This window comes from Streptomyces niger (genome assembly GCF_000718305.1).
Lineage (GTDB): Bacteria > Actinomycetota > Actinomycetes > Streptomycetales > Streptomycetaceae > Streptomyces > Streptomyces niger.
In genome coordinates this window covers 383,068-400,223 of sequence record NZ_JOFQ01000008.1, presented here as the reverse complement: position 1 = coordinate 400,223, position 17,156 = coordinate 383,068, and the positions used below count along the sequence as shown (strand labels likewise).

Below are 17,156 nucleotides of genomic sequence, written 5' to 3'. Positions count from 1 at the left end.
TGTAGCGGTGCACTCGGGCGTATGCGAGCTACTCGTGGGCGCACGGTGACAGCCAGTCGACGCCCCACACCTGTCTCGCAAGAGGCAACAATCTTTCCTGGAGCCCCCGAGTGAGCAAGCGCACCTTCCAGCCGAACAACCGTCGCCGCGCCAAGACCCACGGCTTCCGCCTGCGCATGCGTACGCGTGCCGGCCGCGCGATCCTCGCGTCCCGCCGTGGCAAGGGTCGCGCCCGCCTGTCGGCCTGACAGCCCGGCCTCTAGGTCCATGTCGTGCTGCCTACCGAGCATCGGCTGAGGCGGCGCGAGGACTTCGCGACCGCGGTACGCCGGGGACGCAGGGCCGGGCGCCCTCTCCTCGTCGTCCATCTACGCAGCGGTGCAACGGACCCGCACGCAGCGGGGGAAATGGTTCCCCCGACGCGTGCGGGTTTCGTCGTGAGCAAGGCCATCGGCAACGCCGTGGTCCGGAACAAGGTCCAGCGCCGGCTCCGGCACCTCGTGCGCGACCGCCTGGACCGGCTGCCCGCCGGTAGCCTGGTAGTCGTACGAGCGCTGCCCGGCGCGGGCGAGGCGGAGTACGAAGCGCTCGCTCACGATCTTGACGCCGCGCTGCAGCGCCTGCTGAGGACCCCCGGGCGGGACCCAGGAGGGGGCGCTTCGTGAAGTACCCGCTGCTGCTGTTGATCAAGTTGTACCAGTGGACCATCAGCCCTTTGCTGGGCCCGGTCTGCAAGTACTACCCGTCGTGCTCCCACTATGGCTACACGGCCATCGACCGGCACGGCGCGGTAAAAGGGACAGCGTTGACCGCCTGGCGCATCCTGCGTTGCAATCCGTGGTCGCTCGGTGGTGTCGACCATGTACCGCCCCGGAAGCATCCGGTCTGGCACCAGCGGCTGAGGAGCCGACTGGGAGGCGGGCCCGCCGTCCATGAGCCTGCTGCACAGCCCGAGACTCAGCCCAACGCCCAAGGAGCTTGATTCGTGGACACGATCCTGAATCCTCTCTATTACGCCGTTTCCTGGATCATCGTCCAGTTCCACTCGCTCTACAGCCTCGTGTTCGATGAGAACAGTGGCGCGGCGTGGGGTCTGTCGATCGTCTCGCTCGTGGTGCTGATCCGCATCTGCCTGATCCCGCTCTTCGTGAAGCAGATCAAGTCGACGCGGAACATGCAGGCGCTCCAGCCGAAGATGAAGGCGATCCAGGAGCGCTACAAGAGCGACAAGCAGCGCCAGTCCGAAGAGATGATGAAGCTCTACAAGGAGACGGGCACCAACCCGCTCTCGAGCTGTCTCCCGATCCTGGCCCAGTCGCCGTTCTTCATCTCGCTGTACCAGGTCCTGAACCACATCGCGAACAACCAGGTCGTCGGCGTCATCGACAAGCCGCTGCTGGCGAGCGCGAAGCAGGCCCACATCTTCGGCGCCCCGCTGTCCGTGAAGTTCATGGACTCCGCGTCCAAGGTCGAGGCGCTCAACGCCTCCCTCACCGACGTCCGGGTCGTCACGGTCATCATGATCGTTCTGATGTCGGCGTCGCAGTTCTACACCCAGCGCCAGCTGATGACGAAGAACGTCGACCTCACGGTGAAGACGCCGTTCATGCAGCAGCAGAAGATGCTGATGTACGTCTTCCCGCTCATGTTCGCCGTCTTCGGCATCAACTTCCCCGTCGGTGTCCTGGTGTACTGGCTGACCACCAACGTGTGGACCATGGGCCAGCAGATGTTCGTGATCCGCCGGAACCCCACTCCGGGCAGCCGGGCCTACACGGAGCGCCAGGAGCGGCTGCGCGCCAAGGGCAAGCTGAAGGAGGACCCGGCGGAGGTCGAGGCGAAGCAGGCCGCCGAGGAGGCGCGCCAGAACCGCCAGCAGCCCAAGCGGCAGACCAAGGCCAAGCGGCAGACCGCGGCGGCCCCTGCCGCCGGCGGCACGCAGACCCGTACGCGGGCCCGGGCGGGTGCGCAGGGCGCCACGGCCGAGGGTGGCCAGACGAAGCAGTCGCTGGAGAAGGACTCGGGTCAGAAGGCGGACGCGGCGAAAAAGAGCGCCGCGCAGAAGTCGCAGGGCGGCAAGGCCAAGGGCAGCTCGGCCGCCGGTTCCTCCCGTAACGCCAAGTCCGGACAGCGCAAGGGCCAGCAGCGGCCCAAGCACCCGTCCAAGAAGTAGAAGGAGTTCTTCGTGACGGACACGACCCCTGCCGCCGAGGGCACCGACACCCTGTCCCGGCTGGAGCAGGAGGGCGAGATCGCGGCCGACTACCTCGAGGGCCTGCTGGACATCGCGGACCTCGACGGTGACATCGACATGGACGTCGAGGCCGACCGTGCCGCGGTGTCGATCATCAGCGACTCCACCAGCCGTGACCTGCAGAAGCTGGTCGGCCGGGACGGCGAGGTGCTGGAGGCGCTCCAGGAGCTGACCCGGCTGGCGGTGCACCGGGAGACCGGTGACCGCAGCCGTCTGATGCTGGACATCGCCGGCTACCGCGCCCGCAAGCGGGAGGAGCTCGCTGAGCTGGGCGCCAAGGCGGCCCAGGAGGCGAAGACCTCGGGCGAGCCGGTGAAGCTGAAGGCGATGACGCCGTTCGAGCGCAAGGTGGTGCACGACGCCGTCGCGGCGGCCGGGCTGCGCAGCGAGTCGGAGGGCGAGGAGCCCCAGCGTCGGGTCGTCGTGCTTCCGGCCTGATCCGCCGGCGCTCGCGCGTGTCTTGTGGCCCCGTCTGTTCGCAGGCGGGGCCATGTCTTGTCAGCCTTCTGCTTGGACCGGCATCCGACCGGGCACCGGCAGTATCAGCAGTTCAGAGGAAGGGCGGTAACCGTGACGGAGTCAGCGGCGGAGCTTCCCCCGGCGCCTGAGGCGGCGCGGGAGATGTTCGGTGAGCGCTTCCCGGAGGCCGTACGGTACGGCGAGCTGCTCGCCGACGCGGGCGTACGGCGCGGGCTGATCGGTCCGCGTGAGGTGCCGCGGCTGTGGGAGCGGCACCTGCTGAATTGCGCGGTGCTCTCCGAGGTGGTCCCTGAGGGCGTCTCGGTGTGCGACGTGGGCTCGGGTGCGGGCCTTCCGGGCATCCCCCTGGCACTGGTACGCCCGGACCTGAATATCACGCTGCTGGAACCCCTGCTGCGGCGCACGAACTTCCTTCAGGAGGTCGTGGAGCTGCTGGGCCTGGACCATGTAACCGTGGTGCGAGGCCGGGCCGAAGAGGTCATGGGCAAGATCCCTCAGGTGCATGTGGTGACCGCGCGTGCGGTGGCGCCGCTGGACCGGCTGGCCGGCTGGGGCGTGCCGCTGCTGCGGCCGTACGGCGAGATGCTGGCGCTCAAAGGCGACACCGCGGAGGAGGAGCTGAAGGGTGCCCGAGCGGCGCTCAGCAAGCTCGGCGTCGTGGAGACGTCCGTCGTGCACGTCGGCGAGGGTGTGGTGGACCCGATGTCCACGGTCGTCCGCGTGGAGGTGGGGGAAAGCCCCGGCGGCGTCCGCTTCGCGGCCAAGCGTGCCAAGGCGAACCGCGCCAACCGGCCTGCCAGGGGACGGCGACGCTGACCCACCTGGGCCAGGTCGGCGAGAACGAAACGAGCGGTGACCGCCTCTGGCGGTCACCGCTCGTTTCCTGACCTGTGCCTCAGCCTGAGACGTCGCTCACGGAGACTTCGTGAAGCAGACGTCCGGACGCAGGAGGTGGAGCGGCTTGCGGGAGGCGGCCTTGGGTCAGTTGCGGCCACCGGTGCAGCACCTCTCGGCCGATAATGAGTCGCGCTTACCGGTGGAAGGATGGGATGTCCCTCGTTCCAGCCAGGCGCGTGCTCCATACAAACCACCAAAACGACATAAGCCGGAGTGTCGCGGGGGAATGGGACACGGCGCTGGCATCGTGTTTCACGTGAAACGTCGCTCCCTGCTGCATGGAATCATCAGCCGAGGCCGTGCGGCTGCCGCACCGCGAGGCCACCGACCCGGTCGGGTCACGGATGTATCCACAGAGGAGGATTCATCCACAGACGGAAGGGCCTCCCTGGTTCACGACACCGAAACCATGGCAGGCTCTGAGCATTGCGAGCCTGAAGTCGAGGAGAGTGAATCCTTGCGGTCCGACGCCAACATCGCGGGACCGATGACCGATCCGGTCCCCGGTCCCCGTAGCGAGTCGCTCGGGGACGACGTTTCACGTGAAACGCCGCCCCCCATGGACGACACCCCGATCGGTCGTGCTGCTCAGTTGGCAGTCCAGGCGCTGGGCCGTGCGGGAGAGGGGCTTCCACGCCCCGAGCAGACACGGGTCATGGTGGTGGCCAACCAGAAGGGCGGGGTCGGTAAGACCACGACCACCGTGAACCTGGCTGCCTCACTCGCCCTGCACGGGGCGCGAGTGCTGGTGGTCGACCTGGACCCGCAGGGCAACGCCTCGACGGCCCTGGGGATCGATCACCATTCCGAGGTTCCCTCCATCTATGACGTGCTGGTGGACAGCAGGCCACTCTCCGACGTGGTGCAGCCGGTGCCGGACGTGGAGGGCTTGTTCTGTGCGCCCGCCACGATCGACCTGGCCGGCGCGGAGATCGAACTGGTCTCGCTGGTGGCGCGGGAAAGCCGGCTGGACCGGGCGATCAAGGCCTATGAACAGCCGCTGGACTACATCCTCATCGACTGCCCGCCCTCGCTCGGCCTGCTCACGGTCAACGCCCTGGTGGCAGGCGCCGAGGTGCTGATCCCGATCCAGTGCGAGTACTACGCGCTGGAGGGCCTGGGCCAGCTGCTGCGGAACGTGGACCTGGTCCGTGGCCACCTGAACCCCAAGCTGCACGTCTCGACGATCCTGCTGACCATGTACGACGGGCGCACCCGGCTCGCCTCCCAGGTGGCCGACGAGGTGCGCAGTCACTTCGGCAGCGAGGTACTGAGAACCAGCATTCCCCGCTCAGTGCGCATTTCCGAGGCGCCGAGCTACGGGCAGACGGTGCTCACCTATGATCCGGGCTCCAGCGGGTCGCTGTCCTACCTCGAAGCGGCGCGAGAGATCGCGCTGCGCGGGGTGTCGGGGACGGCGGGCCAGGGGCTCAGCGTGACCTATGAATCACAGCACAGCATGTCGGAGGGGAATCAGTGAGCGAACGACGTAGAGGACTGGGCCGCGGGCTCGGTGCGCTGATCCCCGCGGCACCGCAGGGTTCGGACAATGCCGGCCCCGCGGTGGGCCGGGGGACCACGTCACCGTCGGCGGTGCCGGTCATAACGCAGGAGCGAGGCGTGGCCGCGGCGAAGGTGGCGGCGATCCCGGACGCCTCCGTTTCACGTGAAACAGAGGCACCGGCGGAGCCGGTGGCGGAGGCCCAGGAGGCCGAGGTCGCCGGAGCGCACTTCGCCGAGCTGCCGCTCGACACGATCACACCCAATCCGCGTCAGCCACGTGAGGTGTTCGACGAGGACGCCCTGGCGGAGCTGATCACCTCTATTCAGGAGGTGGGCCTGCTCCAGCCGGTCGTCGTACGGCGGATCGGTCCGAAGCGGTATGAGCTCATCATGGGCGAACGCCGCTGGCGGGCCTGTCGTGAGGCCGGCCTGGAGAAGATCCCGGCGATCGTCCGGGCGACGGATGACGAGAAGCTCCTCCTGGACGCGCTGCTGGAGAACCTCCACCGGGCTCAGCTGAACCCGCTGGAGGAGGCTGCGGCCTACGACCAGCTGCTGAAGGACTTCAACTGCACGCACGACGAGCTGGCGGACCGGATCGGTCGGTCGCGTTCGCAGATCTCCAACACGCTGCGGCTGCTGAAGCTCTCGCTGCCGGTGCGGCGACGAGTCGCCGCAGGAGTGCTCTCGGCCGGTCATGCGCGGGCGCTGTTGGCCGTGGAGGACTCCGAGGAGCAGGACCGGCTGGCGCACCGCATCGTGGCCGAGGGGCTCTCCGTCCGGGCGGTCGAGGAGATCGTGACGCTCATGGGGTCGCGACCACCGAGATCTACACCTAAGCCTTCGTCGGCAGCGTCAGATGTGTATAAGAGACAGGAACACGACCCGCCCTTTGCCTTTGCGCGGTACCCCGTTCCATGTGTCCCGGTTACGATGCGTTCGGGTATGGCACGCATCCACTCGGAGTCACCTCACGACGAGGAGAGGCCATGCGATCGGTGAGCCGCACCGGATTGATGGCGGCGGGGTTCGGTCTGGGCGCAGTCGGCGGTTTCGTCGGTGGGCTGCTCAGTGAGCGCGTTCCGCTGACCGTACCGGGAGGTGCGGTGGGCGAGGGAAGTGAGGACCTGGCTTCATGGGGCGTCGGCTCGTACCGCTCACGCTGGACAACCTTCCGGATGTCCCCAAGCGCTGCCGCTCGTGTGTTTTCTGGGAGCTCGACCCCGTCAGCGGCGAAGCCGCGGTAAAAGGCGGCCGACCCGAGCTGGAGAAGGAAGCCTGGATCTCGGCCGTGCTCCTGGAGTGGGGGTCCTGCGGGCGGGTCGTCTACGTGGACGAGGTCCCGGTCGGCTTCGTGTTGTACGCGCCTCCGGCCTACGTGCCGCGCTCCACGGCTTTTCCGACGAGCCCCGTCTCCCCCGACGCCGTGCAGCTGATGACGGCCTGGCTCATCCCTGGCTACCAGGGTCAGGGGCTGGGCCGGGTCATGGTTCAGACGGTCGCAAAGGATCTGCTGCGCCGGGGGTTCAAGGCCATCGAGGCGTTCGGCGACGCGAAGTGGACGGAGCCGGCGTGTGTGCTGCCCGCCGACCATCTGCTGGCGGTGGGCTTCAAAACGGTACGGCCGCACCCGCGCTATCCGCGGTTGCGCCTGGAGCTCCGCACGACGCTGTCGTGGAAGGAAGACGTGGAGCTCGCGCTGGACCGGCTGCTGGGAGCGGTTCAGAAGGAACCCGTGCTGAGGCCTCTGTAGGAGAACAGCGAAACGGGCCCGCCCCGGAGGGCGGGCCCGTTTCACGTGAAACAGCGCGCGGTGATCAGGCGAGGTAGTCCGCCAGGTCCCGCTCGATCGCAGCCTTGGGCTTGGCGCCGACGATGGTCTTCACGACCTCGCCACCCTGGTAGACGTTCATGGTCGGGATGGACATGACGCCGTACTTGGCGGTGGTCGCGGGGTTCTCGTCGGTGTTGAGCTTGGCGATGACGATCTCCTCGTGCTCCTCGGCGATCTTCTCCAGGGAGGGGGCAACCTGGCGGCACGGGCCGCACCAGGTGGCCCAGAAGTCGACGAGTACAGGCTTGTCGCTCTTGAGGACGACCTCTTCGAAGTTGTCGTCCGTCACGGTCACCGTGGCACCGGCCATGGCGTTCTCCTTACTGGGTGGGTGTGAACAGCTGTCGTGCGAGGTTCAGGCGGTGGGAGTCTGCTCCGGCTCGGCCGGGGTCTGCTCGGGCTCGGCCGGCTCGCTGTCGGACAGCGAGGCCAGGAAGCGCTCGGCGTCCAGGGCGGCGGAGCAGCCGGTGCCGGCGGCGGTGATCGCCTGACGGTAGGTGTGGTCCACGACGTCGCCGGCGGCGAAGACGCCCTGGATGTTGGTGTGGGTGCTGGGCGCGTCGACCTTGAGGTATCCCTCGTCGTCCAGCTTCAGCTGGCCCTTGAACAGCTCCGTGCGCGGGTCGTGGCCGATGGCGATGAACAGGCCGGTGACCGGGAGCTCGGAGGTGTCGCCGGTCTGGACGTTGCGCAGGGTCAGGCCGGAGAGCTTGTTGTCACCGTGGATCTCGGCGACCTCGCTGTCCCACACGAACTTGATCTTCGGGTCGGCGAAGGCACGCTCCTGCATGGCCTTCGACGCGCGCAGGGTGTCGCGGCGGTGGACGATGGTGACCGACTTGGCGAACCGGGAGAGGAAGGTCGCCTCTTCCATGGCCGTGTCGCCGCCGCCGATGACGGCGATGTCCTGGTCCTTGAAGAAGAAGCCGTCACAGGTGGCGCACCACGACACGCCACGGCCCGAGAGCTCGTCCTCGCGGGGCAGGCCCAGCTTGCGGTGCTGGGAGCCGGTGGTGACGATCACGGCGCGGGCGCGGTGCACGGTGCCGGCGGAGTCCGTGACGGTCTTGATCGGCTCGGAGAGGTCCACGGCGCTGACATCGTCCGGGATCAGCTCGGCGCCGAAGCGCTCGGCCTGGGCGCGCATGTTGTCCATCAGGTCCGGACCCATGATCCCGTCGCGGAAGCCGGGGAAGTTCTCCACATCGGTGGTGTTCATCAGTGCGCCACCGGCGGTGACGGCGCCCTCGAACACCAGCGGCTTCAGCGAGGCACGGGCGGTGTAGAGCGCGGCGGTGTAGCCCGCAGGCCCGGAGCCGATGATGATCACGTTACGGACGTCGCTCACGGGTGTCTTCCTTGTCTCTGCCGACTGCGTTGGGTGGGCTGGAGGAACTCTCACCCCACCCAACGGATCCTACGGGGCGAGCATTCCCGGAGGGCTCCAGCGCTCCCGTACCGGCTTCGTACCCGTGGTGGCGGCCGGACCTCAGTCGCGGGGGTAGACCCCACTGAGCAGGATCTTCCCCGGAGCGGGCGGCGACGCCGAGACGCAGGACGCCGAGACGACGTAAGCAGAGACCCGGGAGACATCGGACGGGTGCGGCAGTACGACGAGGTACGCCGTCTTACCCCGGTAGGTGTCGCGGGTCGCAGCCAGCGGCTTCTCGGGGCGGCCGAGGCCCTTCTTCACGCAGGAGGGGATCGTGTCGTCCGCGCCCCTCAACGGGGTCTGCGGCGAGCTCTGGGTGCCCACGTCCGGAGCCTTGCTGCGACGCGGCTGATCGAGCAGATCACGGACATGGCTGCCCAGCGTCGCGGAGCTGAGAGCCGGGTTCCCGGTATTCGTCTCGGTGGCGTTCACTCCGGGATCGTGCTCGTGCGTCGGCTTTGCGGAACCATTCTGCAGAAGGATGCCACCGATCCCGAGTACGGCCGCCGCGGCTGCTGTGCCGAGGAGCACCTTGGGCCATCGGTGCGCCCGCGTCGTGCGGGTGCCGGGAGTCTTCCGCCCGGGGCCCGTGGCGGAGCGGGGGTAACCGGCCGGGCGATCGGCGGAACTGGTCCTTGCGCGGGACGGCGCGGTTTCACGTGAAACATCGCCGCGCTTGGTCTCCGGTGTTTCACGTGAAACACCGATGTCCTCCGGACCCGTCGATTGCTGGGCGACGATCCAGGAGCTGTCGCCGGCGGCCGCCGGTACCAGGGCCGGCTCACCCGCCGGGGCCGTGGCATCGAGCAGCGCTTCAGCCGCCAGGGCGGCGTCGATCCGTCCCACGACGTCATCCGGCATGCGTCCCGGTCCCGGCAGGGTGCCGAGCAGGTCGCGGATCTCCTCCAGCGAGCTGTGGACGTCCTCACACAGCGGACAGTCGTCGAGATGCGAGCGGAGTTCCACTGCGCGGCCGGGTGAAAGCAACCCGTCCGCGAGCGCAGAGATCTCCGCGACCTCCGGATGCCCGCCCGTGTCGGTCGTGGATGTCACGCTCGCCCACCTCCGCCCTTCACGGCCCCTGAGTCATTCGGTCCTGCCGTCTGTGGGACGGATGTCCCCTGCGCCCGGTTCCTTCCCCCTCCTGAGGTGCCCTTATCCCCGTCTTCGGCGCGCAGATGGGTGAGCATCGGGAGAAGCCGGGCCCGGCCGCGCGCGCACCGGCTCTTCACCGTTCCAGTGGGGACGCCAAGCACCTCGGCGGCCTCGGCGACGGGGTAGCCCTGCATGTCGACCAGGACGAGGGCCGCGCGCTGTTCGGCGGGCAGTGTGCGGAGAGCGCTGAGCAGTTCGCGGTGCAGATCCTGTCGCTCGGCGGGTCCAGCGGCGGACTCGTGCGGCTCGATGAGCTGCTCCAGCCGCTCGGTCTCGGCAACCGGTGAGGTGCGCCGGGAAGCCGCCTTGCGGGCGCGGTCCAGGCAGGCATTGACCGTGATGCGGTGCAGCCACGTCGTCACGGCTGACTGGCCGCGGAAGGTGTGGGCGGCGCGGTAGGCGGAGACGAGGGCGTCCTGCACGGCGTCGGCCGCCTCCTCGCGGTCGCCGAGGGTGCGCAGCGCCACCGCCCACAGCCGATCACGGTGGCGCCTAACGATCTCCCCGAAGGCGTCGGGGTCACCCTCGACATGGCGGGCGAGGAGTGCCTGGTCGGAGGGGCGAGGGTTATCTGCCATGACCTGCCCCGCAGGAGCCGCCCCGGTGCGGGCCGGTCAGCCAGGGCCGCGCGGACGGTATCGCGGGGCGCCACCGGTCCGGCGCCGCCCGGGCACGGGCTTGGACCGGACCGGTCGAGTCGCCGGCTGAGCCGGCCTCTCCCACGACGGTGGGCATCACTGCGCCATCACGCATAACCGAACCCCTGGCGTCAAGCTGTAGACGGGAGCTTACATACGGGTGCTCGGCGGAACCAGACTCCAGGACGACGGCCGCGGCACGCGGCTGCGGACGCCCGGGGAGGCCCGGGGAGCGCCGGTGCGTGCCGGCCGTTGTCCGTGTCGACATCCTGGCGCCCCCTGCTGCCCACCCCTAGCTGAGGACCTGGATCTCCTTGATCTGGCCCCGGTAGTTGCCATCGTCCTTCAACGGGAGGTCGGTGAGCCAGACCAATACGTAACGTGTCTTGATCGGCTCCTTGGCGCGCAGGGTGACGGACTCCCCCTCACCGCTGGCGATCTTCTTGTAACCGTCCAGGGACGTGGGCGCATCACCGCTGTCCTCAGGTGCGGCACGGAAGTCGAGCGAGGTGTTCCCGATGAGATCGACCTTGATGCTGCCGACCTGCTGGACCTTTTTGAGGTCCAGAACCAGCCCCACGCCGCTCTTCAGGCCGCCGAGATCCGAGCGGCCGTAGTAGTTGCGGGTGGGCCAGTAGGTGTCGGCCTTGCCATCGGCGGCCTTGGTGGCCTCCTGCGGGTTTTCCGTACCGTCCCCACCCGGCGGTGGGTCGAAGTCCACGACCTTGTCGATCCGTACCGGCTTGCCCGACGCCGACTCGGCATTGCCCCCGGTGGTCTGGGAGCTCCCCGAGTCGTCCTGATTCCGGTCCTTCAGCAGGGTGTCGGCCAGCTGCCAGCTGCCCAGGCCCAGCGCGGCGATCAGCAGCGCGGAGACGCACCACTTGGCCGCCTTGCCGGTACGGCTCTGCAGCGGGGCCGGCGGAGTGGGCACCGGGCGTGTGGCCGCTGCTCCCGTGCGTCCGGTGCCGGACGTTTGAGCATACGAACCCTGCTGGTAGCCGGTCCGCTGGTACGGCGGTGGGGTGGTGAAGGAGGGCTCCGGCGGTCGGATGCGCGGCATGGCGCTGACGGCCTTGGCCAGCTCCTCCGGTGTGGTGCAGGGCTGCTCCTGGCGGGAGGCGGTGGCGCCGTCGTTGACCAGGGCGCGCATGGCCAGCTCGGACAGGCCGCGGTGCACTCCGGCCCGCACCTGGTCGGGTGCGATCAGACCGACGCCCTTGGGCAGCCCGGACAGGCCGTACGCGTCGTTCTCGTACGGCCAGCGCTGGGTCAGCGCCGCGTACAGCAGCGCGCCGATCGCCTCGGTGTCCGTACGCTGCGGGTGCTCGCTGGTCAGGCCGCGCAGCGCGGCCATGATGGCCAGACCTCGGATGCGGTACTGGCCGGAGGAGGTACGCAGGACGGAGCCGGGGGTCAGCCGGAGGTGGGCCAGGCCTTCACGGTGGGCGGCGGCCATCGCCTGGGAGACCTGGGTCACGAGCTGGTAGGCGTCGTGCGGCTCGAGCGGTCCTGAGGCGAGGACGGCGGTCAGCTCGGTGGCATCCGGCAGCCATTCGTGCACGACGTAGACCAGGTCGTTCTCCTCGACGGCGTCGAGGACCTGGACGAAGCGCGGATCACCCAGCAGCGCGGCGGACCGTGCGGCAGAGAGCACGGGACGGGCACGCGGGTGGTCGGCGGGCAGAATGTGGACCCCGACGGCGCGGCGCAGTTTCTCGTCGACGGCACGCCAACTGCTGAAGCCGTCCAGCCGGGTGACGCATTCCTCCAGACGGTAACGCCTGGCCAGCTTGTGGCCGCTGTGCAGTTCGGGCGGCTCAGCCTCGGATGCTGTGGCACTCTTCGCGCCGCTGTCCGCGGTGTCCTGCCCCGCGTCGGCCACCTTCTCGGCCTTCATGCCGTCGGTCGTGGCCTCGTCCGCCTTGGCGGCGAGCGGCTCTCCACCGCTCGTGTCGGCCACGTCGACGGCAGCCGTGCTCCGTTCCGCCACCGTCGTTCCTGCCTCCCCATCCGTTGCATGCTCAAAAGAGCCAAGTCAATTGTGCCCACAGACCGGCACTATGCACGACACACAGTGGCGGACGAAGGTTGTGCTCGCTCAACGTCCCAGCTTGCCGCGCACCATGCCGACCAGGGCGTTCAGTTCTTCGATGCGCATTTTCTTCGCGGCGGCGTAGAAGACCACCAGAAGTACGACACCGCCACCGACCAGCGCCACGAGCGATCCCAGGGCGCCGGTGCCCAGGCCTTGCATGATCCCGTAGACCGCGGCGCCTGAGAACAGGGTGGCGGGAACGCTGGCGCCGGCCAGCCGGGCGTACGTACGCACCACGTGCGGGCCGTCCAAGTCGCCGCCCATCCGCCTGCGCAGCCGCCGCCACGCCACGCCGACGCCGATGATGTAAGCCAGGCCGTAGGAGGCGGCCATGCCCACCACGGCCCACCGGACGGGCAGAACGAGGTAGCACAGCGCGGAGGCGGCCGCGTTGACCGCGGCGACGATCAGCGTGTTGTAGAAGGGCGTGCGGGTGTCCTCGTACGCGTAGAAGGCGCGCAGGACGACGTACTGCACGGAGTAGGGGATCAGGCCGAGGCCGAAGGCCATGAGCATGTAACCCGTGGAGACTCCGGCGTCGGATCCGGTTCCCGCGAAGACCAGGGTGCACATCGGGATGCCGAGGGCGAGGAAGCCACACGAGATCGGCACGACGGCCACGGCGGAGGTGCGCAGGCCTTGCGAGATGTCGTCGCGGACGGCACCGGTGTCACCGTCGTTCGCGGCGCGCGACAGGCGCGGCAGCAGGGCGGCCATCACCGAGACGGTGATGATCGCGTGCGGCATGTTCCAGATCAGCTGGGCGTTGGAGTACGCCATGTAGCCGGTGCCGGGGTAGCCCTGGCCGGCGGCCTTCTCACCGGCCAGCGTGGAGAGCTTGGAGACGACGAGGACGCCGGCCTGGTTGGCGAGCACGAACAGCACGGTCCACTTGGCGAGCGTGGCGGCCTTGCCCAAGCCGTGGCCGCGCCAGTCGAAGCGAAGCCGGAGCTTGAAGCCGGCGTCGCGCAGGTAGGGGATCATCGCCAGCGCCTGGACGACCAGGCCGAGCAGCGTGCCGACGCCCAGCATCCGAATGCCGGCGTCGGGGATGGTCGTCACGCCGATGTGTGAGGAGTTGGCGCTGCCGTAGACCCAGATGAACAGCCCGAACGTGCTGATCATGACGACATTGTTGAGGACCGGTGTCCACATCATGGCGCCGAAGCGGCCACGGGCGTTGAGCACCTGGCCCATGACCACGTGGATACCCATGAAGAAGATCGTGGGCACGCAGTACCGGGTGAAGGCGACGGCGACCTCGAAGCTGGCCGAGTTGGGAGCGAAGCCGGACATCGCTCGTACCAGCCATGGCGCCGCGAACACCGCTACGACGGTGAGGCCGCCGAGGATCACCACCACCAGGGTCAACAGGCGGTTGGCGTACGCCTCGCCGCCGTCCTCGTCCTCCTTCATCGCGCGCACCAGCTGCGGCACGAACACCGAGTTCAGACCGCCGCCGACGGTCAGAATGAAGATCATCGTGGGCAGGGTGTAGGCCACCTGCCAGGCGTCACCGAGAACGGCCGCACCAAGTGCTGAGGCGATCAGTGCGTTGCGGACGAAGCCGGTGAGTCGGGACACCATGGTGCCCGCGGCCATCACGGCGCTGGACTTCAGCAGGCTGCTCGCCTTGCCACCGCCGCGCTCCGACGGCTCCGGGTCCGGTTCGGACACCGGCTCGGACCCCGCCGGGGGAACGGGCTGCGGCCCGCCCGCCGGTTCGTACTGCCCGCCCGCGGGACCGTACTGCTCACCTGCGGACGGGTGCTGCCCATTGGTCGGCTGGTACGGCCCTTGGTATGACCCGGGGCCGCTGTGCTGCGCCGGCGGCCGGTGCGGCTCCGGTGCCCGCTGGTCGCGATAGAGGTGGGCGAACGCGTCCGGCTCCGCCGGCCGGTCGACGGCCTGGGTGATCAGGTCGTCCACACCGACGAACTGGGTCGTCGCCGTGGTGTCGCCGTACGGCAGAGGGTGCCCGGGGCTCGGCGGCTCGGTCGTCGGTGCGGGCCACGCCTGGGGATCGGGTGCCGGTGCGGGCCACGCCTGCTGGTCAGGGGTGTGCCGGGGCGCCGGCGGCTGCTGGTACAGCGGCTGGGACGGCCCGGCCTGCGGCGGGTGGGCCGCCCGGTCGTACAGCGCGTCGGCCACCGGGTCCTGGGCCGTCGGGTCCTGTGAGGGGAAGGGCGACCGGGAGTACGCGTCCTGCACGTAGGGGTCCGGTGCCTGCGGCGGCTGTGGGGGCCGGTCTGCGGCGTCGTCGTCCGCGGCCCGGCCGCGGTCACCGTCGTACGGCGCGTTCATAGCTGCCCCACCTCATCCGTCGCCGGCCATCCGGCCCCGCCATGTATCAACGGTCCACTTTCTCACCTGAGCCGGATGCGCCCGTGCTTTCCGAACCGGTGTCCGGCTCCGGGTCACCCGGCTGCCCGTCGCCGCCGTCCGCGGGTCCGCCGTCCCGGCCGGTGCCGTCCTGGCCCGTGCCGTCGCGGTCCGGACTGTCGTCCCCGCCGTCCGAGCCGGCCCCGCCGTCGTCCGTACCGGTGCCGCCGTCCGCGCCTCCGTCGTCCTCACGGGCCGCCGCGCGCTTGCGCTGGAGGTAGATCCGTACGCCCGCGAGCACGAGCAGCAGCACACCGCCCGCGATGACGAGCATGACCGTAGCGGTGATCTCGGTGACGTTCACCTCGAAGGTCATCGCCCGGCCGTACCGCTTGCCGTCGGCGGTGTAGAGCTGTGCGGTGACCTGTACCGGTCCGTTGGCATGCGCGGTGGTGTCGAACTTGAAGGACTGGCTGTGGCCGCCCTCGACGTCGATCGTCTGCTGCTTGCTCATGTTGAGGCGGTTGGGCTGCGACGACGTGAGTCGCAGCGTCATCCCCTTGACGCCCCGGACGAGGTTGTTCTGCACCGTGACCGGAATCGTGGCGCTGCGCCCGGAAAGGGTGGCGTCCGACTTCTGGATCAGGTGGACCTTCGTCGTCAGTCCGTCCAGATAGCTGCGGACGGACTTGCGGAACGCCTCGGCGCCCTTGGCGTCACCGCGCCACTCCGTCGACATCATCCGCATGATCGCGTTGCCGAAGGGGGTCTCCACCCGCCACGGCTCGGCCAGGATGACCTTGAAGTCGTCCAGCGCGGTACGGGTCTCCTGCGCCTGCCGGAAGGCCGCCGCCGGCAGCTCGTGCTTGCGCAGCGAGGCCGGGTAGGAAGCCGTGCCGGGCACCTGGCGGATGGCGTTGGGGTCGGGCTTGGCCTTCGCCGCGTCACTGAGGTCCTGCGCCTCGGCCCAGCCGCTGTCATCCAGGGCCCGCACCGCCTTCGCCATGGCCTGGGCCTGGCTCGCGGTGGGCATCCGCTGCGGTGCCACGACGATGCTGCGCTGCCGCGAGGGATCCTGCAGGTTGATCATCAAGCTCTGGGCGAGGAAGTTCTGCACCGCCAGATCGGCGGTTCCGGCCTTGGTCAGGTCACCGGTGAAGGCGCTGGACAGGCCGGCGTCCGCGACCACGGCGGTGTTGCCGCCGCCGATGGGCCGGGCGGAGGTGGGCGTGTAGGACAGGCCGCTCTGCCGCATGCTGTCGCTGCGGGCGATCACGTTGTGGGCGCCGGCGGAGGTGGCCACGTCCACGACGGAGGAGTCCACGGCGCCCTCGACGGGCCACGCGAAGTCGGTACGCGCCTTCACGCCCGGCAGGACGGTCCCCACCGTCCTCGACGCGAGGTCGGTGGCCGGGCCGAGATGGCTCAGCGCGCTGGGCACGACCCTGCCCTTGTGCGCCAGCGAAGCGATGTCAGGGTCGCCGAACGGCAGCGCGACGACCTCGTGGGCCTGGACGGCCTGTTCCAGGTCGCTCAGCCACTGCTTGGCGACTTCCTGGTTGCGACCCGGCTTGGTGGTGCCGTTCGGTCCCTCGACCTTGTAGCGGCCGGTCATGGCGTCGACGGTGGCCAGCAGGTCGGGGTCGACGACGAAGGTGACCGGAAGGTCCTTGCCGAGCGCGACGAGCTGCTGCAGCCGGCCGCCAGGGGCGATCTCGGCCGCCAGCTTGTCGTCGCGGAAGATCGGCGTCTGCTGCTCGTCGCCCTCGGTCTCCGCCGTGAGGTGGGTCTTGGAGATCAACGGCCACATGTACGAGAGCTGGGTCTTCTTCGACGCCTCGCCCTCCTGCCAGGGCAGGAAGGTGCGCTCGATGCCGAGCACCTGCTCGTACGGTGCTCTCTTGGACCGGCCGGAGAAGGAGACACCGAGCTGGTAGACGCCGTCCTTGCTCAGGTGCAGCTTCTTGACCGGTACGCGCAGGGAGAAGGGCTGCGAGACACCCGGCGCCAGCTTCTCGACCTTCTCGGTCTTCCCGCCGACCTCCTGGCCGTCCAGGCCCGCGGAGTAGCCGGTGCGCCGGGCGACGTCGTCGATGGAGCTGCGGTTGTTCAGTACGGGGCCGCGACGGAGCCCGATGTGCCCATCGGTGATCGTCGAGCTGCCCTCGTTGGTGATGCTGCCGGTGACGGTAACCGCGTCATCACCCTTGCCGGCCGCCGACGGGCTGAGCGAGTCGATGTCGACGTCGACGGTACGGGAGCCGGAGGGCGCGGCGTGCGCCTCCTGAGCGGCGGGAACCAGCGTCAGCCCGGCCAGCAGCGGTGCACCGGCGACCAGCGCAGCGGCACGTCGCAGCCATCGACCACGCGGCCGTTCGGTTACCGGAAACCCTGCCGCCTCGGCCACGCGCTCGCCCGTCCCTCGTCGTCGTCAGTGGTCGTCGCTATGTGCGTCCACGCATGGTAACGATGACTGCTGTGGCGAAGTGCTGCGGACTGCTCCACCTGATCGGGCGGTGCCGGTCTCCGCGGGGCTTGTCCCC

Annotated in this window: 16 protein-coding genes; 9 read left to right on the top strand and 7 right to left on the bottom strand. The window is 69.2% G+C overall.

The features are described from left to right. Nucleotides 1–110: 110 nt before the first annotated feature. From rpmH to IF20_RS18230, 9 genes are all read left to right on the top strand, one after another. On the top strand, nucleotides 111–248 hold the full coding sequence (gene rpmH, locus IF20_RS18265) for a 50S ribosomal protein L34 (RefSeq protein ID WP_003949374.1): 138 nt from the start codon (nucleotides 111–113) through the stop codon (nucleotides 246–248). Nucleotides 249–272: 24 nt separating this feature from the next. Then, nucleotides 273–665 (top strand): ribonuclease P protein component, encoded by a 393-nt coding sequence (rnpA, locus tag IF20_RS18260; RefSeq protein ID WP_052866246.1) that lies wholly within the window; start codon nucleotides 273–275, stop codon nucleotides 663–665. After that, nucleotides 662–982 carry a membrane protein insertion efficiency factor YidD gene (yidD, locus tag IF20_RS37885; protein ID WP_110944286.1) on the top strand — a complete coding sequence of 107 codons (321 nt, stop codon included), beginning with the start codon at nucleotides 662–664 and terminating at the stop codon, nucleotides 980–982. Before rnpA ends, yidD begins: the two co-directional genes overlap by 4 nt. Before the next feature lie 3 nt (nucleotides 983–985). After that, nucleotides 986–2,173, top strand: a complete 1,188-nt coding sequence (gene yidC, locus IF20_RS18255; protein WP_052866245.1) for a membrane protein insertase YidC — start codon at nucleotides 986–988, stop codon at nucleotides 2,171–2,173. 12 nt (nucleotides 2,174–2,185) lie between these two features. Next, a complete protein-coding gene (locus tag IF20_RS18250) occupies nucleotides 2,186–2,692 on the top strand; it encodes a Jag family protein (protein ID WP_030259438.1) in 507 nt (168 codons plus the stop codon). Between the two features lie 132 nt (nucleotides 2,693–2,824). After that, entirely contained in the window at nucleotides 2,825–3,550 is a 726-nt protein-coding gene (gene rsmG, locus IF20_RS18245) for a 16S rRNA (guanine(527)-N(7))-methyltransferase RsmG (protein WP_052866244.1), read from the top strand. Between the two features lie 490 nt (nucleotides 3,551–4,040). Beyond that, nucleotides 4,041–5,111 (top strand): AAA family ATPase, encoded by a 1,071-nt coding sequence (locus IF20_RS18240; protein WP_324605577.1) that lies wholly within the window; start codon nucleotides 4,041–4,043, stop codon nucleotides 5,109–5,111. Beyond that, the gene (locus IF20_RS18235) at nucleotides 5,108–6,136 is read left to right on the top strand and encodes a ParB/RepB/Spo0J family partition protein (protein ID WP_110944285.1); all 1,029 of its coding nucleotides are present in this window, start codon (nucleotides 5,108–5,110) and stop codon (nucleotides 6,134–6,136) included. Before IF20_RS18240 ends, IF20_RS18235 begins: the two co-directional genes overlap by 4 nt. Before the next feature lie 133 nt (nucleotides 6,137–6,269). Continuing rightward, a complete protein-coding gene (locus IF20_RS18230) occupies nucleotides 6,270–6,887 on the top strand; it encodes a GNAT family N-acetyltransferase (RefSeq protein WP_052866242.1) in 618 nt (205 codons plus the stop codon). A 64-nt stretch (nucleotides 6,888–6,951) separates the two neighbouring features. Here IF20_RS18230 and trxA read toward each other — a convergent pair whose 3' ends face one another. The 7 genes from trxA to IF20_RS18195 all read right to left on the bottom strand — a co-directional run bounded on the left by trxA (nucleotide 6,952) and on the right by IF20_RS18195 (nucleotide 17,020). Beyond that, nucleotides 6,952–7,278, bottom strand: a complete 327-nt coding sequence (gene trxA, locus IF20_RS18225) for a thioredoxin (RefSeq protein ID WP_052866241.1) — start codon at nucleotides 7,276–7,278, stop codon at nucleotides 6,952–6,954. A 45-nt stretch (nucleotides 7,279–7,323) separates the two neighbouring features. After that, the gene (gene trxB / locus IF20_RS18220) at nucleotides 7,324–8,316 is read right to left on the bottom strand and encodes a thioredoxin-disulfide reductase (RefSeq protein ID WP_052866240.1); all 993 of its coding nucleotides are present in this window, start codon (nucleotides 8,314–8,316) and stop codon (nucleotides 7,324–7,326) included. A 141-nt stretch (nucleotides 8,317–8,457) separates the two neighbouring features. Further along, nucleotides 8,458–9,453 carry an anti-sigma factor family protein gene (locus tag IF20_RS18215; RefSeq protein WP_052866239.1) on the bottom strand — a complete coding sequence of 332 codons (996 nt, stop codon included), beginning with the start codon at nucleotides 9,451–9,453 and terminating at the stop codon, nucleotides 8,458–8,460. After that, complete coding sequence (gene sigM, locus IF20_RS18210; RefSeq protein ID WP_052866238.1) at nucleotides 9,450–10,133, bottom strand: RNA polymerase sigma factor SigM; 684 nt, start codon at nucleotides 10,131–10,133, stop codon at nucleotides 9,450–9,452. Before sigM ends, IF20_RS18215 begins: the two co-directional genes overlap by 4 nt. Before the next feature lie 352 nt (nucleotides 10,134–10,485). Continuing rightward, nucleotides 10,486–12,186: a protein kinase family protein gene (locus tag IF20_RS18205; protein ID WP_052866237.1), complete on the bottom strand. Its 1,701-nt coding sequence runs from the start codon at nucleotides 12,184–12,186 to the stop codon at nucleotides 10,486–10,488. A gap of 108 nt (nucleotides 12,187–12,294) precedes the next feature. Next, on the bottom strand, nucleotides 12,295–14,595 hold the full coding sequence (gene murJ, locus IF20_RS18200; protein ID WP_052866236.1) for a murein biosynthesis integral membrane protein MurJ: 2,301 nt from the start codon (nucleotides 14,593–14,595) through the stop codon (nucleotides 12,295–12,297). A 46-nt stretch (nucleotides 14,596–14,641) separates the two neighbouring features. Further along, complete coding sequence (locus IF20_RS18195; RefSeq protein ID WP_199896641.1) at nucleotides 14,642–17,020, bottom strand: DUF6049 family protein; 2,379 nt, start codon at nucleotides 17,018–17,020, stop codon at nucleotides 14,642–14,644. Between the last annotated feature and the right edge of the window lie 136 nt (nucleotides 17,021–17,156).